12 protein-coding genes are annotated in these 13773 nt (G+C 64.1%); 5 read left to right on the forward strand and 7 right to left on the reverse strand.

What is annotated here, in order from left to right:
* Positions 1–98: 98 nt before the first annotated feature.
* Entirely contained in the window at positions 99–1478 is a 1380-nt protein-coding gene (locus tag F758_RS0109820) for a lytic murein transglycosylase (protein ID WP_024507708.1), read from the reverse strand.
* Between the two features lie 181 nt (positions 1479–1659).
* Here F758_RS0109820 and galU point away from each other — a divergent pair, with 181 nt between their 5' ends.
* Complete coding sequence (gene galU, locus F758_RS0109825; RefSeq protein ID WP_024507709.1) at positions 1660–2535, forward strand: UTP--glucose-1-phosphate uridylyltransferase GalU; 876 nt, start codon at positions 1660–1662, stop codon at positions 2533–2535.
* Positions 2536–2641: 106 nt separating this feature from the next.
* Here the strand turns inward: galU and F758_RS0109830 are convergent, their stop codons facing one another.
* Entirely contained in the window at positions 2642–4114 is a 1473-nt protein-coding gene (locus tag F758_RS0109830; RefSeq protein ID WP_024507710.1) for a sensor domain-containing diguanylate cyclase, read from the reverse strand.
* A gap of 173 nt (positions 4115–4287) precedes the next feature.
* Here F758_RS0109830 and F758_RS0109835 point away from each other — a divergent pair, with 173 nt between their 5' ends.
* A complete protein-coding gene (locus F758_RS0109835) occupies positions 4288–4542 on the forward strand; it encodes a DUF7662 domain-containing protein (protein WP_024507711.1) in 255 nt (84 codons plus the stop codon).
* Between the two features lie 304 nt (positions 4543–4846).
* On the opposite strand, the gene F758_RS0109840 is transcribed toward F758_RS0109835, so the two are convergent.
* Both F758_RS0109840 and F758_RS0109845 read right to left on the reverse strand, forming a co-directional pair.
* Entirely contained in the window at positions 4847–6157 is a 1311-nt protein-coding gene (locus F758_RS0109840; protein WP_024507712.1) for an MFS transporter, read from the reverse strand.
* A gap of 35 nt (positions 6158–6192) precedes the next feature.
* The gene (locus F758_RS0109845) at positions 6193–7872 is read right to left on the reverse strand and encodes an FAD-dependent oxidoreductase (RefSeq protein WP_024507713.1); all 1680 of its coding nucleotides are present in this window, start codon (positions 7870–7872) and stop codon (positions 6193–6195) included.
* 101 nt (positions 7873–7973) lie between these two features.
* On the opposite strand from F758_RS0109845, the gene F758_RS0109850 reads away from it, so the two are divergent.
* From F758_RS0109850 to F758_RS0109860, 3 genes are all read left to right on the forward strand, one after another.
* Positions 7974–8942 (forward strand): LysR family transcriptional regulator, encoded by a 969-nt coding sequence (locus F758_RS0109850; protein WP_051386777.1) that lies wholly within the window; start codon positions 7974–7976, stop codon positions 8940–8942.
* A gap of 101 nt (positions 8943–9043) precedes the next feature.
* Positions 9044–10132 carry a mandelate racemase/muconate lactonizing enzyme family protein gene (locus F758_RS0109855; RefSeq protein WP_024507715.1) on the forward strand — a complete coding sequence of 363 codons (1089 nt, stop codon included), beginning with the start codon at positions 9044–9046 and terminating at the stop codon, positions 10130–10132.
* Positions 10133–10390: 258 nt separating this feature from the next.
* On the forward strand, positions 10391–10549 hold the full coding sequence (locus F758_RS0109860) for a hypothetical protein (RefSeq protein WP_245286447.1): 159 nt from the start codon (positions 10391–10393) through the stop codon (positions 10547–10549).
* A 100-nt stretch (positions 10550–10649) separates the two neighbouring features.
* Here the strand turns inward: F758_RS0109860 and F758_RS0109865 are convergent, their stop codons facing one another.
* From F758_RS0109865 to F758_RS0109875, 3 genes are read right to left on the reverse strand one after another with little or no spacing between them, the layout of a single operon-like run.
* Entirely contained in the window at positions 10650–10973 is a 324-nt protein-coding gene (locus F758_RS0109865; RefSeq protein WP_024507717.1) for a hypothetical protein, read from the reverse strand.
* A gap of 32 nt (positions 10974–11005) precedes the next feature.
* The gene (locus F758_RS0109870; RefSeq protein WP_024507718.1) at positions 11006–12247 is read right to left on the reverse strand and encodes a DUF1501 domain-containing protein; all 1242 of its coding nucleotides are present in this window, start codon (positions 12245–12247) and stop codon (positions 11006–11008) included.
* A gap of 2 nt (positions 12248–12249) precedes the next feature.
* Entirely contained in the window at positions 12250–13695 is a 1446-nt protein-coding gene (locus tag F758_RS0109875) for a DUF1800 domain-containing protein (RefSeq protein WP_024507719.1), read from the reverse strand.
* Positions 13696–13773: the final 78 nt, after the last annotated feature.

Consider the following 13773-nt stretch of genomic DNA (forward strand, 5'->3'; position numbering starts at 1 on the left):
GAGTTCCATCTGAGATAAACCGGCCGCGAGCAGGCGCCGTCAAGCCCGGCCGTCAAATGTACCCTTCAGGCACCCGTTTTGCGACGGAACGGCCGGTTTCAGCGTCCGCGCAACCGCTCCAGCATGTCGGCGGAGGCGAAGCCGTCGGCCGGCGCCCCGATCGAGACCTGGAAATTGCGCAGGGCCTCCCGCGTCTGGCCGCCGAACTGCCCGTCCGGGGTCCCGCGATAGAAGCCACGCTCGACCAGGAGCTGCTGCAGTTCCAGCCGTTCGGCCCGCGACAATTCGCGCTCCTGCCGCGGCCAAGGCTGCACGAAGGGCGCGCCCCCGCGCAAACGGTCGGCGAAATGGCCGATCGCGAGCGCGTAGGCCTCGGCAGGGTTGTATTTCATGATGACCCGGAAATTCTGCAGCATCAAAAAGCCAGGGCCCTCGGCGCCGGCGGGCGCCAGCAGATAGGCCTTGTCCGTGGAATGCGGGAGGGATCCACCGGTGGCGCGGGTGATGCCGAGATGTTCCCACTGCGCGATGGTCATGGTCTTGGCGCGGTCGGCCAGCATGTAATTGAAGCCTTGCGGGACCTTGACCTCGTAACCCCAGGTCTGGCCGGTCTGCCAGCCGTCCTTCTTCAGATTGTTGGCGGTGGAGGCGATCAGGTCGGCGGGATCGTCCACCACGTCCTTGTGGCCGTCGCCGTCGGCATCGACGGCATAGCGTTTGAATGCTGTCGGCATGAACTGGGTCGGCCCGAATGCGCCGGCCCAGGAGCCGCGCATCTGTTCGGGCCGCAGATCGCCATTGTGGAGGATTTCCAGTGCCGAGAGAAACTCGTCGCGGAAATAGGCTTGGCGGCGGCCGATACAGGCGAGCGTCGCGGTGGATTGCAGCACGCTGCGCTCGCCGATCTGGGTGGAATAGTTGGATTCGATGCCCCAGATCGCCGCGATCGTGTAGCGATCGACGCCATAGGCCTTTTCGGCGGCATCGAATTGCGCCTTATATTTCGCAAGAATCTCGCGGCCCTTGGCGAGGCGATCCTCGTTCACGAGAATGTCGAGGTAATCCCAGATCGACTTGGTGAATTCCGGCTGCGCGTCCAACAGGTCCATGATGCGCAGGTCGGGGGTGATCCCCGCTGTAAACCGCTCAAAGCTTTCCTGGCTGACACGGCGGCGGGCGGCGTCCGGCCACATCGACGCAACACAATTGTCAAAATTGGCCGCGGCCTGCCGAATTGCTGCCGCCGTCATCAATGGATGGCCGGAAGCGCCGTCCTCGCCGCTCCAAGGTGTGGCACCGTTCGCGCCGGGGGCAGGGGCCGGCGAATCGGCTTTTGGCCCGGAGAACAGGCCCCCAAACAGGCTGGAGAGCCCGCCGCCTCCGGCCTGCGCCTTCGCGCCGGCGATCGGCAGCAGGCTGGCTGCGACCAAAAGCGCACTCGCCAACGTCAGCGCCAAAGGTTCCATGCGTTTCGTCATGTCCTACCCTGCCACGTGAATTTTGGCTTTCAGGAGGCCTCTAGTTGGTTTCTAAGAGTTTAACAAAAACCAAGTTTTGACATTAGGAGGACGACAACCAGCTTTGTTCGCAGCCGCAAACCGGCTACCAAATCAGTAAACCCGCCGTTCCCCGCATTTTTAGGACATCCCGATCATTGCCATGAAAATCCGCAAAGCCGTCTTCCCGGTCGCCGGCCTCGGCACCCGCGTCCTGCCCGCCACCAAGGCGATGCCCAAGGAAATGCTCACCATCGTCGACAAGCCGCTGATTCAGCATGTGTTCGACGAGGCCAAGGAGGCCGGGATCGAGCATTTCATCTTCGTCACCGGCCGCAACAAGGGTTCGATCGAGGATCACTTCGACCGCATGTACGAGCTCGACGCGACCTTGGAGGCGCGCGGCAAGAAGGCCGAGCTTGAAATTCTGGCGCGCGACCAGCCGCAGGCGGGTGCCGTCAGCTTCACCCGTCAGCAGTCGCCGCTGGGCCTTGGCCACGCGGTGTGGTGCGCGCGCGATATCGTCGGCGACGAGCCGTTCGCTGTCGTGCTGCCGGACGAACTTGTGCTGCACAAGCCGGGATGCCTCGCGCAGATGGTCGAAGCCGCGCAACAGCTCGGTGAAAAGTCCAACCTGATCGCGGTGCAGGAAGTGCCTGCCGATCAGACGCATCAATACGGCATTTGCGCCGTCGGCAACCGTCACGGCAAGATGTTCGAGGTTGCCGGCATGGTCGAGAAGCCGGCCAAAGGTACCGCGCCCTCGAATTTCTCCATCACCGGGCGCTACATCCTGCAGCCGGAGATCTTCAAAATCCTGGGTACTCAGGAGCGTGGCGCTGGCGGCGAGATCCAACTCACCGACGCCATGATCGGTCTTGCCAAGGCTCAGAAATTCTACGGCGTCGAGTTCGCCGGCGAGCGCCACGATTGCGGCTCCAAAGCCGGTTTCCTGCGCGCCAACATCGCCTATGCCATGGCGCGTCCCGACCTGCGCGATGGCCTGCGCGAAGAGATGAGGAAATACGTGGAGGGGTGAGGTCCTCGCCACCCGTTCCGTCATTGCGATGAGCGAAGCGACGAAGCAATCCAGAGTCTCACGCGCGGCTCTGGAGTGCTTCGCTTCGCTCGCAATGACGCTTGCGCTAAGCCGCCAGCGACAGTGTCGGGACGGTCGCGAGGATGCAGCAGTTGCGGCCGGAGGCTTTGGCGGCGTAGAGCGCCTTGTCTGCGGCGTGCACCAGCGTCGACCAGTCCATTCCCAAGACAGGCGTCGTGCCGGCAACGCCGATGCTGACCGTTGAGGCGCTTTCCCCGCCCGACCAACTCAGCACTTTCGTGCGGATGGTTTCGGCGACCCGCATCGCCTCGGGGGGCGAAAGTCCCGGCAGCAGCACGGCGAATTCCTCGCCGCCATAGCGCGCCGCGCAATCGGGCGCACGCTTGACCGAATCCGAAATGCAGATGGCGATACCGACCAGCACCTCATCACCGGCCTGGTGCCCATGCGTGTCGTTGTAGGCCTTGAAATGGTCGGCATCGATCATCAGGAGCGATATCGGCGTCTTGTGCCGCATGGCACGCCGCCACTCGCTTTCGATCGTCGCATCGAACTTGCGCCGGTTGCGAAGACCGGTGAGGGAATCCGTCGTCGCGAGCTCCTCGAGCTTGGCTTCGGCTTCGGCGCGGCGCCTGATCTCGCGTGCCAGGAACAGCGTCACCGCGACGACGAACACGATCAACGCCAGCATGATCGCGCCGATCCGCGTTGCCTGGGTCCTCCAGATCTTGAAGATGGCATCGAGCGGCTTGCCGACGATGACGATCAGCGGATGGTCACCGGCGCGCCGCACATAGAGACGCGGCGTCCGGTCGATCGGTCCCGCGCCCTCGTAGGAGCCGCCATCCTTGAGGTTCGCCGGATTCCAGTCGTGCCGTTCGCCAAGATTCCTGCCGATCACGTCGAGGTCGAACGGCCTGCGCATGACGACGGTGCGGTCGCTGCGCAGCACGGTGATGGTGTCGCCCTCGTCGAGGCTCAAGCCGCCGAACAGTTCGTGGAAATAGCTGAAGCGGATCGAGCCCGCGACCACGCCGATGAAGTGCCCGTCGGGACCGTTGATGCGCCGGCTCAGCACGATCGCATAGCGGCCGCGGTGGAGCATGGGGCGGCTGATGAACAGCCCGACATTGGGGTTATCGCGGTGGACGGTAAAATACTCCTCATCGGAGCGGTTTTCGGGGAGTGGATCGAGCGTTGAGGCATCAACGGTCAGTCGGCCGTCGGCGTCGAACACCTGGATCGCGCCGAAGTGCTTGGCGGTCGCAGCATGATCGAACAGGATCAAATGCAGCACCGGCTTGGAGACGTCCTTGGTCTCGGGAACACCGACGTTGTTGGCGACGTTGCGCAGCGAAAGGTCGTAGAGCTCGATATTGCGGCTGATGTCGGCGTCGATGCCGGAGGCGAGATTCTCCAGCGACTGCCGCGCCAATTGCTCCTCGCCGCGCCGCATGTCGAGCATCACGCTGGCGCAGATCGCGGAAAAGCCGATCACCGTCACCAGCGACGAGGCGATCAGAAGCTTTGCCGATAGCCGCCAGGACGGTCTGCCCATATCCACGCACTGCTTTTTTGAAGCGGCTGTATACCCACCGCTTCATTCTGCATGCGCTTTAATCATTGCCGGCGGCTTAAGTGACGACAGCGCCGCATTAATCAGTTAACGCTTGGTTGCCTGATTCGAACAAAGGTCGGTGTGCCGCTCGGCTTTTTGATTTGGGACCTGCCGTGGACGACTATGACGCATTGCGCGACTACCTGAAGCAGCAAAGCTTGCCTGAACTCGTGCTCAGCTTCGAAAAAATCGAAGAGATCGTCGGCCGTCCCTTGCCACGTGCGGCGCAGCGCGCCTCCTGGTGGGACAGTTTGCGCAGCCCGCAAGAAAAGATGCCGCAACGCGAGGCCTGCCTGGCCGCAGGCTATGTCGCGACGCGCATGCCGGATGGCCGAACCGTGCGGTTCAGGCGGATGAAGACGAAGTAGGGCACAGCCCAGGAGAACGCTAAGCCGAATGCCAGGCCTCGAGATCGCACTGAACGTCGGCCGCTCGGGCAGGGATTGCAGCCATGCAATAGTTCAAAACGCAAGAAAATGCGCCAGGGGGGGGGCGCGGCCCTCATCGCGTCAGGGAAACAGTCGAAACGGCAAGAACTTTAGCAGATCAGCTTGTTGCATGCGCCAGGCGCATGATTGGTGGCGCTCTGTTTCACCCGGCTCGGTGACATCCGCTGTTTGCTTGGCTCCCAGCTTTACTGGGTCTTGGCGCGCTTTCGGTCACGTGCTCCGTTCATTGAGGCGTTCGCCGCATCGACACATGGCGTACGAGCACCATGCCCCCGATCGAAATCACGATCAGGCAGACCGCATACCAGAGGCTCGATGCGAAACTTCCACTGAGATCCCTGAGCACGCCGACGACGGAGGGGCTGACGGCGGAGGCCAAAATCCCGGCGGAGCTGATCAAGGCGATGCCGGCGGGCCGTCCTCGTTCCGACAGCACGGAAGCGGGCACAGTCCAGAAAATGACCATGGCCGTGAACGCGCCCGCTGTCGCAAGGATCAAGCCGAGCATGCGCAGCGGCAGTTCGCCGAATGCGATGACCGCGATCCATCCCAGCCCCGTGACCACGGCCGGAGCCACGTAGTGGAAGAAGCGTTCGCCGGCCACGTCGGAGCGCGCACTCCAGATCGGCATGGCGAGCACGGTGATAGCGGCGGGCAGTGCGCTGAGCAGGCCGATGGTCGCATAGTTGCCGTGGCTGAAGACCGCTTCGCGGACGATTTGCGGCGTCCAGGTCGCCATCGTATTCAACGAGGTCACCAGGCCGAAATAGGACAGGCAGAGCAGCAAGACCGGAATACTGGTCATCTCGGCCCAGATGTTCTTCCTCGGCTGGACGGCAGTATCGAGTTGAGCGGCAAGCAGCGCTTTCTCCTCCGCGCTCAGCCAGCGCGCCTGTGCGGGCGAAGGATCGAGATAGAACCAGGCGATCACGCCGAGCAGCACGGCAGGCAGTCCCTCGATGAGAAACAGCCAGCGCCAGCCCGAGAGTCCCAAAATCCCATGCATGTCGAGGATGAAGCCGGACAGCGTCGCGCCGAACGCAATCGTTACGGGCTGCGCCACCATGAAGATGGCGGTGGCACGCGCGCGCCAGGCGGGCGGAAGCCAGTAGGTCATGTAGAGCAGGATTCCCGGAAGGAAACCGGCCTCGGCCACGCCGACGAGGAAGCGGATCCAATAGAGACTATGCGGGCCGGCAGCGAACATCGTCGCCGCGGAGGCGAGCCCCCAGCTCACCATGATCCTCGGAATCCAGCGATGCGCGCCATATCGTACCAGCAAGAGGTTGCTCGGCACCTCGCACAGCACATAGCCGATGTAGAACACGGTGTTGGCGAAGCCGAACGTCGTCGGCGTCAACCCGAGCTCCTTGTTCATCGAGAGCGCGGCGAAGCCGATATTGATGCGGTCGAGGTAGGAAACGACATAGAGCACGAACAGGAACGGCACGAGGTGCCAGAACACGCGTCTGATGACCTGTTCGTGGCGATCGACCGCAACGCCTTGCGCGCCTGCCAACGAGGCTTGGCTCATTTGGTCCTCCCCGGTTCAATTGATTGGCGGCCCTTTCAGGCCGCGCGTTGTTTTTGCCCGCCTTGGGCCGCGCCTCTGATCAGGTCGATCAGGGCGGACGGTTCGGCGGGTAACGCATCGCCGCGCCATGCCACGTGCTGGTCGGGGCGGGATAGCACCAGCTTTTGCGGATAAAGCGCGTTCAGCTCCTCATCGCCGGCTTGTACGTCGAGAACCGCAAAAGGCACCTTGCGCGCCGCGGCGGCCGCGACCAGCGCATCGACGTGGACGGCAGGATCGAAGCGCAGCAGCGTGTATCCGGGGGCGAGCGCGTCATAGAGCGAGCACCCGTCGCGAAGCCAGATGTGAGGCGTGCGGCAGCCGGGCACGGTGGAGGGGGTGAAGTCGTAGAGCGTATAGCCGGGTTGCTTCTCGCCGTCATAGGCGATGATCGGCGAGCGGTCGTAGAAATAGCCGAAGTTCAGCCCGCCGCAGCAATATTGGTTGACGTTGAGGTCATAGAGCTCGCGTCCGAACCGGGCACGAAGCGCGTCGCCTTGCGGGCCAGGAGCTTCGATATCGCCGGGGACCGCGGCGCGCTGTTTGCTCAGGGCGATTGCATGATCCATCGCGAAATAGGAGACCTGCTCGGTGATCGGCAGCCGCTCGGCTTCATAGGCGTCGAGGATGTCGGGGGCGGCCCAGCCCTGCAGCACCGCTGAGATCAGCCAGGTCAGATCGGTGACATCGGCAATGCCCGCGTTCATGCCGTAGCCCGCCATCGGCACCCACAGATGGGCGGCGTCGCCGCCGATGAAGACGCGCCGGTCCCTGAAGCGGTCCGCCACCAGGCGCCGGCCGATCCAGTCTTCCTTGCTGATGATCTCGTAGTCGAAATCCGAACCGACGCCGAGGATCAAGCGAATGCAGGCATCGCGGTCGACAGTGTTGAAGTCGGTCTCATCTGGCCTGAGATAATTGTGGATCAGCCAGGTCTCGCGGCCGTCGATCGCATACATGTTGCCGGAGCGGCGCGGATTGACCGAGAAAGTGGCCCAAGCCGGCTTCTCTTTCATCAGGCGGAGCAGGCGCGGCGCCCTGATGAAGGTCGACTGTACGCGCTGGACCACGGCATCGCCCGCAAGCTTGGCGCCGATCGCCGCGCGAATGGTCGATTTCCCGCCGTCGCAGCCGATGAGATATTGGCAGCTCACCGATCTGGTTTCGCCGCTGTCGAGGTCACGAATAGTGGCGATGACGCCATCCTGGAGCTGGCGGATGCCCGCCACCTCGGCGCGATTGAGAATCGAAACGCCCGGCAATGCGTCCGCATGCCGGAACAGGATCGGCTCGAGATAGATCTGGTTGATGCGATGCGGCGGCTCCGGCGTCGGCCACCATCCGTCCGGTCCGCTTTTGTCGCTGTAGCGCTCGGCCCGGCAGGGAATGGGAATGCGCGCCAGCTCCGTGCCGGTCGCGGTCGTGCGATAGGAGACGTCATTGGGATAGTCGGGCGGAAGCCCGGCGTTCCTTAGCGCACCTGCGACGCCGAGCCGGCGGAATATCTCCATCGAGCGCGCGGAGACGTGGTTGCATTTCACGTTCGGCGGCTCGCCGCGGTGCCGCCGCTCCACCACCATGACCTCGATGCCGCGCCAGGCGAGATCGATGGCTGCGGTCAATCCGACCGGTCCTGCGCCGACAATCAGCACCGGCGCGTCAAAGCGTGCGGACATCCGCGATCCTTCCCCGTCTCAGGCTTGTCGTTCGTTTCGAGCCGTTGAAGGTAGGGAGCGTCGGAAATAAAATACACTTGATAATTTCCATGGCCTCATAAATGAAAATCATAAATCCAACGCTCCATCAGATCGAGGCGTTCGTGCTGGCGTGCCATCTCGGCAGCATCACCGCGGCGGCCGAGCGGATGCGGCTGACCCAATCGGCCGTCAGCATCCTGCTGCGCCAGCTCGAGCGCGGCCTGGGCACGCGGCTGCTCGACCGCACCACGCGGTCATTGCGCCCCACCGCGGCGGGTCTGGAGATGCTTCCGCGGGCCGAGCGGATGCTGCGCGATCGCGATCATCTGGTCAGTTCGGTGCGGGCGATCCGCGATGTGGAACGGGGCAGGCTGAGCTTCGCCGCGACGGCGGCGGCCGCTTCCGCGCTGATGCCGGCGATCCTCGCGCAATTCACGCGCTCGCATCCCGAGGTCGAAATCATGATGCAGGACGTCGCGCCGGATCAATTGGTGCCCAAGGTGCTCGCAGAGGAAGTCGAATTCAGCATCGGAACGGTGAATGCCAGCTCGAACGAGCTCGCGTTGGAGACGCTGGTCAGCGACCGCCTGAGCGCGATCTGCCGGCGCGAGCATCCGATCGCGGCGCGCCGCTCGCTGTCCTGGGAGGAGGCGATCGAGGAGCCCTGTATCAGCGTGGTGCCCGGTAGCGGCATCCGCGAACTGATCGAGCGCACGCTGACGCCGAGGGGCAAGCAATTCAAACCGCGCTGGGAGGTGGCGTTCCTGACGACCGCGCTGTCCATGACGGCGCATGGGCTCGGCATCTCCATCCTGCCTGGCTATCTGGTGCCGCACCTGCAATATCCCGCGCTGGTCGCCGTGCCGCTCCGCAATCCGGTGGTGCGCAGGAATCTGTCGGCCATCTCGCGCACCGGCCGGTCGCTGTCGCCGGCGGCTCGCGCATTCATCGACCTGATCAAGCGGATGAGCGCAAGCACCGAGGCTGATCGGACGGAGGCGCCTGAGCGCTCGCGCGCCGCTGCGAGGGGGCGGCCGCGCCGGCGCTGATCTGGTTCCAATCTCATCGGACTGAGAATTTCGCCGCGCGCGATTGCAGCGCGGCTCACGTCAGCCTAACCTCCGCCAAAAACAAGACGGGTGGAAGCGCAATGGCACGCATCAAGTCGCTTGAGACCGGGCACTACAAAATCCCTCTTTCCGTCACGCTGTCCGACAGCACGCATGGCAAGATCAGTGCCTTTGAGCTGATCACGTTGCGCGTCCGCAGCACCGATAGCGTCGAGGGCGTCGGTTACACCTATACGGTCGGCCGCAACGGCGGCGCGATCGCGGATATTCTTAGGCGCGAAATTCCAGCGCTGGTCGAGGGCCGCGAGGCCGACGATACCGAAGCCATCTGGCAACATGTCTGGTGGGCGCTGCACTATGGCGGGCGCGGCGGGCCGACCGTGCTGGCCCTCTCGGCGCTCGATATTGCGCTGTGGGACCTGAAGGCGAACCGCGCGACCCTGCCGTTGTGGCGCCTGCTCGGCGGCTTCGATCGTCGGGTGCCGTGTTACGCCGGCGGCATCGACCTCGATCTATCGGTCGAGGCGCTGCTGACGCAGACCGACGACAATCTGCGCAAGGGCTTTCGCGCCATCAAGATGAAAGTGGGCCGGCCGGACCTCGGCTCCGATGTCGCGCGTGTGCGTGCGATGCGCGAGCATCTCGGCGACGGCTTTCCGCTGATGGCGGACGCCAACATGAAATGGACGGTTGAGGAAGCCGTTCGCGCCGCGCGCGCCTTGCGGCCCTTCGATCTCACCTGGCTCGAGGAGCCGATCATTCCCGATGATGTCGCGGGACATGCTCGTATCATTGCGGCCGGCGGCGTGCCGATCGCGGCCGGCGAGAACTTGCGCACGCTCTGGGAGTTCAAGAACTACATCGCGAGGGGCGCGGTGTCCTATCCCGAGCCCGATGTCACCAATTGCGGCGGCATCACTGCGTTCATGAAGATCGCGCGGCTTGCGGAAGCATTCAACCTGCCGGTGACCAGCCACGGCGCACACGACATCACGGTGCATCTGCTCGCGGCCTGTCCGAACCGCTCCTATCTGGAAGCGCACGGCTTTGGCCTGGATCGCTATATCGAGCACCCTCTCACGCTCCAAGACGGCATGGCGCTGGCGCCGACGCGCCCCGGCCATGGCCTCAATTTCGACTGGAGCGCACTGGCGCAGCTTGCGGCGTGAGCGGCGGTTGGGAAAGCTTCTAGTTTCAAGTCAACCCCGTCATCCACGATGACGGATCGAGATAGCACCCGGTTTAGTGGCGCGATTATTGGGATTCGAGATCGCGCCGCCTATTCATCACCATGATACCAGGGCTCATGTGCTGGCACGAACCCTGCATAAGCCTGGTTGACCGGGTATCCTTCATCAATGAGACCAATAATGCTTGTTACTCTTGTCGCAGTTCTCTGCAACGCGCAGCTCTGTCTGGAGAAAGTCGTGACCAACAGCGAGCAGTCGGGCATCACCATGTCCGCCTGCGCTTCAACTGCACAAATTGGTATTGCCGATTGGCTTTCAAAAAGTCCGTATCACGAATGGCATTTGGAGAGCTACAAATGCGTGCTCGGCAAATACACGCCCAAGCGCGACGCGTGAAATTGCGCGCGACAGGCTTGATCGAGACAAGTTTCCAACCATCACTGTCCGCCGTGCGGCGCGCGCTGCCCGCGCTGCAGGGATGAGGTAGCCAAGGCCGCTAGATCTTCTGCATCTCCGTGAACCATCTGCCGCTGTAGGGGCCGATATAGGTGCCGCTCTGCATGCACTGCGCTTTCGCGGCCGTGCACATCGGCACCCTGTCGGGTCGCGAGCTGGAGAAGCGGATGCAGGAGGCGGCATAGGCGCTGCAGCTACGAGGGATTTGCGCGCGCAGCACCGACATCCTGTAGCGGTAGGAGCGGCCGCCATCGGAGGACTGGCAGCATTTGCCGTCCATCCTGGTGGCGGATGCGGTCGTGATGTCGATCGACCAGACGGCGCCCGACAGCGCGATCGACAGAATGACGGCGAGTGACTTCATTGCATGCTTCCTTCGTTGTTCACTTCAAGATCTCAGCCGACAAGCCCGGACATCGGTGCAACATCGCTGCTGTCCGGAAACACGCTGCTTGCCAGGGCGCGTTCCTCAACGCGCAGGTGATCCCTCAAAAGCCCCTTGAGCACGGCGCGCAGATCGGTAGTGGGTTTCAGGTCGCGCCCTTCGTAAAGCTGCTCCACCTTGAGGCCGGGCCAGTCGGCGATCACGCGCCCGCCGTTCAGCGCGCCGCCGGCGAGAAGAGCGACGGTGGCCGTGCCGTGATCGGTGCCATAGGTGCCGTTGATGCGCGCGGTACGGCCGAACTCGGTGACGATGGCGACCACGGTCTCGCGCCAGGCGTCTGCCATATTGCTCTCGATCGCGGCAATCGCGCCGTCGAGCGCGCCGAGCAGATTGTGGAGCTGGCCTGCGGCGGCGCCCTCGTTGATATGCGTATCCCATCCGACGAAACCGAGCGCGCCGACGCGCGGACCGTCGGCCTTCGCGAGAAAGCGCGCGGCGGTGCCGGCGGCTTCCGCGAAATAGGCGCGTACGCGCGCGATGGGCGGCAGCGCCGGCGACTCATTGTTCGCCATCGGATCCTCGATGCCGGCACCGCCGAGCGCGGTCAGCCGCATCCGCGCCTGAAGCGCAACGGCGAGCTTGGGATCGGTGTGCTGATAGAGTTCGAGCAGGCGCGCGGCCGTATCGCCGCTCGCGGCAAGCAGCTTCTGCGGCACCCACGACAGCACCGGCGCCTTGCCGCGCACCACCAGAGGCGTCACCGCACCGACTCCGAAGGCGGCGGCCCCGCTCGGATTGACCCGGCCCTCCGGTTGCAGCGCGAGGAGCGCGCGATTGAGCCAGCCGCTGTCGACCGCGCCGGGCCGCACGAATCCGCTCTCCAGAACATCCTGGCCATCGAAATGGGAGCGCTCGCGATAGGGCGTTGCGGTCGCGTGCACGATGGCAGCCTGCTTCGCCTGATAGAGCCGCTGCAGGTTCGGCATCGCCGGATTGAGCGCGAAGAAGTTGTCGAGCGGCAAGGCAGGCGTCTTGCCATCGAGCACCAGCGCGCGCTCGCCGCGCAACGCGATCCAGTCGGGATCGCCGACCGGCGCGACCGTGGCCAGCCCGTCCAGCGCGCCCCGCAACACGATCACCAGCATGCGCGGATCGCGCCCTTCGGCGCGGGCCAGCCTTGGCAATTGCGTCCACGCAAACAAGGCGCCGGAGCCGATCAGCACTTCGCGGCGGCTCACCAGGTGAAAACCCATCGTCACCTCCTCTGAAAATCCGCCGACATGAACAGGAGCGCCAGTGCCTGCTGGCGGCTTTCGGCGCGACCGACCGCCTGCTTCACCTCGGCTGCGACGCAGGATCCGAGGACGTTCTCGATGACATGCTCGGGATCAACCTTGCCCGCGATCCGTTCGGCAAAAGTGTTGGCAATATCGAGCCGCCGTCCCATGCCGTCGATCCAGCTCGCCTCGTCGTCGGGAAAGCCCTTCGGCGAGGACGGGCGCCACAACGGCTCGCCCAGCAGCGCTTGCCCGCCGGTGAACCGCTCGGGATCAGCCTGGGTGAGGCCGGCGGCGCGCACGATCGAGATGAGCCATTCGCTCGGGCGCTTCAACTTGCCGCGTGGCTCCGTCCAAGCTTCTGGTGATGAGACCATCGTCCTGGCGACTTCCTTGAGGTCGCCTGACGTATCGAGAAAGGTCTTGGTCATCGCATCGACCAGTGCCTGCGGCGGCGTGTCGGCGATGAAGTGGCGCGCGAGCTTGCTCGCCACATGCGTCGCGGTCGCGGGATGGATGGCGAGATCGCGCAGCACCGCGCGCCCCTGCTCGACCCCGTCCTGCTCGTAGGACTTGCCCAAGACCCTCTGCGCGCCCGGTTCGTGCAGGCGGGGGTTGAAGCTGAATTCGCCGCCATGCTCCGGATTGTCTCCAGGCGGCACCAGCGTCCAGCCGGTGAGCACATTGGCAAAGCTGATCACGTCGTCCTGGGTGTAGCCGCTGCGTACACCGAGCGTGTGCAGTTCCAACGACTCGCGGGCCAAATTCTCATTCAGGCCGCGGCTGCGGTTGATGCCGGCAACAGAGTTCGCGCCCATCGAGCCGAGATTGTCGAGATAGAACAGCATCGCCGGGTGGCTCTCCGCTGCCAGGAGCAGATCGGTGAAGGAGCCCAGCACGTGAGGGCGGATCGCCTCGCGCTCATAGCCGCCCGACATGCTCCTGATCTTGTCGGCGGAGATGCAGAAATGATTGGACCAGAACCAGACCAGCCGCTCGGTGAATCCGATGTTTGCGTTGAGCGCCGCCTCGGTCCGCAACTTTGCTTCATCCAGATAAATCCGCCGCCCCGGATCCGGCACCGCCTCGGCGGCGGTCTTTTGCGCCGCCTCGCTCATGCCTTGCGCAGCGCCCTCGGCCATCGCGGGGCCGGCTGACATCTGCTGCTTGCCGGCTTCCGTTTCAGCACGCGTGGCGACGATCGCCTTGGCCTGGCGCCTCGCATTGGCGTCGGCGACCGCGCGGAATGCTTTCGCGCTGGTTGGCAAGGAGGATGCTGCCGCGGGGTAGGGCGGTGGATTATCGAGTTCTGCCAGCAGCGCCGCGCGCGGGTCCGCCGCGATTGCGTCGATCGACCCGGGGCGCGGCCCCATGCCGAAGCGTTGAAGCGCGAAAACGGCATCAGCCTTTACGGAACTGCTCATGCGCGGTGCTCACAACATTTCAAGCGATGGCTTGCCGGCAGCCACCGGCTTTGACATTTGGTGACAAGCTGTAGTGCT

The organism is Bradyrhizobium sp. ARR65, from assembly GCF_000472385.1.
GTDB lineage: Bacteria > Pseudomonadota > Alphaproteobacteria > Rhizobiales > Xanthobacteraceae > Bradyrhizobium.

Excerpts from the sequence above, each read along its gene's own strand:
- F758_RS0109855 (WP_024507715.1), top strand. The coding sequence starts at position 9,044 with ATGGCACGCATCAAGTCGCTTGAGACCGGGCACTACAAAATCCCTCTT.
- F758_RS0109850 (WP_051386777.1), top strand. The coding sequence starts at position 7,974 with ATGAAAATCATAAATCCAACGCTCCATCAGATCGAGGCGTTCGTGCTG.
- F758_RS0109820 (WP_024507708.1), bottom strand. The coding sequence starts at position 1,478 with ATGACGAAACGCATGGAACCTTTGGCGCTGACGTTGGCGAGTGCGCTT.
- F758_RS0109840 (WP_024507712.1), bottom strand. The coding sequence starts at position 6,157 with ATGAGCCAAGCCTCGTTGGCAGGCGCGCAAGGCGTTGCGGTCGATCGC.
- F758_RS0109830 (WP_024507710.1), bottom strand. The coding sequence starts at position 4,114 with ATGGGCAGACCGTCCTGGCGGCTATCGGCAAAGCTTCTGATCGCCTCG.
- galU (WP_024507709.1), top strand. The coding sequence starts at position 1,660 with ATGAAAATCCGCAAAGCCGTCTTCCCGGTCGCCGGCCTCGGCACCCGC.
- F758_RS0109845 (WP_024507713.1), bottom strand. The coding sequence starts at position 7,872 with ATGTCCGCACGCTTTGACGCGCCGGTGCTGATTGTCGGCGCAGGACCG.
- F758_RS0109875 (WP_024507719.1), bottom strand. The coding sequence starts at position 13,695 with ATGAGCAGTTCCGTAAAGGCTGATGCCGTTTTCGCGCTTCAACGCTTC.
- F758_RS0109870 (WP_024507718.1), bottom strand. The coding sequence starts at position 12,247 with ATGGGTTTTCACCTGGTGAGCCGCCGCGAAGTGCTGATCGGCTCCGGC.
- F758_RS0109865 (WP_024507717.1), bottom strand. The coding sequence starts at position 10,973 with ATGAAGTCACTCGCCGTCATTCTGTCGATCGCGCTGTCGGGCGCCGTC.